We start from the raw sequence: 1,310 nt of genomic DNA, 5'->3' as shown, positions 1-1,310 counted from the left end.
TAAAGTTCGCATAAATGTAGAAGAACGACTTGCCTCTGCTAATCCCAATATTGCTTTCGTAATCGGCACACCCGCTGCAAGCAAGGCATACATTTGGCGCGAAAACATAATTAAGATTTCACTCGACACCTTTTTTCTTGAAGGTAAAGCGAGCTCTTTGCGACGCGTCTCGAGCACCTCAATCGAGACCGGTAGCAGATCTCTTTGCTTCATCGCGCGCGCAACATCTGCTCCGTGCGCTGCTTCCATTACACCGTGGTGCAACGCACCTTTTTGATCTCGGGCTCGATACTCAAAGCTCGGCATAACCAGCAACCTTCAGTGCTTCTTCTAAAGAAGTGACACCATTCATAGCGAGATGCAAGGCAGATACAGCGAGAGGCTGATAGTGTTTAGCCTGTCGAGCATGTTGAATGAAGGTCCGTGTCTCATTTTGCCTTAAAGCTTCTAAACATGGTTCATCCAACTCGAGCCATTCAAACACCCCGACACGACCTTTATAACCAGTATTCGAACATGCCGGACAACCTTGAGGAGCTTTGAATGAAAGGTCTTCATCAGATAGCCCATTGTCATTCTTTAAAAGCTCTTCAACTAGAACCTTCTCATGCTCATCTAAATGAGTTTCTTGAGCACATTGCTCACACAAACGTCTTACTAAGCGTTGTGCTAATACCCCATAGATAGAACCCGCAATCATGTAGGGCTCTGCTTTCATATCCATTAAACGCAGTGCACTCGAAATCGCATCATTGGTATGAAGCGTGGACAATACTAGGTGTCCCGTCATCGCCGACCTTAAGCCGATATCGACGGTCTCTTCATCCCGCATTTCACCGACTAAAAGCACGTCTGGGTCATGACGAAGACTCGCTCTCGCAACAGAGGCAAAATCTAATCCTATTTTGGGGTTCACCTGAATTTGCGTAAGTCGGCTCATCCGGTACTCAATAGGGTCTTCTACAGTCACTATTTTGAGCTCAGGTTTATTTAAAAACTTCAGAGCCCCATAGAGCGTTGTGGTTTTTCCGCTACCGGTTGGCCCAGTTACCAGAATCATGCCATGCGGTTGTGCCAGAGCTTGTTTGAATCGCACTTCAATCTCAGGAGGCATACCTGTGTCAGACAGATTCAGAACTTGCTGGCTTTGATCTAAGAGACGCAATACAGCGGTTTCACCAAACTGTGTCGGAAGTGTCGCAAGACGCACGTCAATCGAACGTCCATTAACGAGAATATTGAAACGCCCGTCTTGAGGCAGACGCTTTTCAGATATATTTAAGCCGCACATTAACTTAAGTCGAAGCACT

General features: G+C 46.5%; 1 protein-coding gene and 1 pseudogene. Both read right to left on the bottom strand.

What is annotated here, in order from left to right; translation table 11 throughout:
• A pseudogene (locus tag A3738_RS07205) lies at positions 1–306 on the bottom strand (type II secretion system F family protein); the annotation flags it as partial.
• The coding region (locus A3738_RS07200; protein WP_197473668.1) for a GspE/PulE family protein at positions 293–1,310 on the bottom strand (1,018 nt) is incomplete at its 5' end. The pseudogene A3738_RS07205 and the gene A3738_RS07200, both read right to left, overlap by 14 nt.

This window comes from Oleiphilus sp. HI0066 (genome assembly GCF_001635725.1).
The sequence above is the reverse complement of the archived record's forward strand: the minus strand, read 5'-3'. Positions and strand labels throughout refer to the sequence as shown.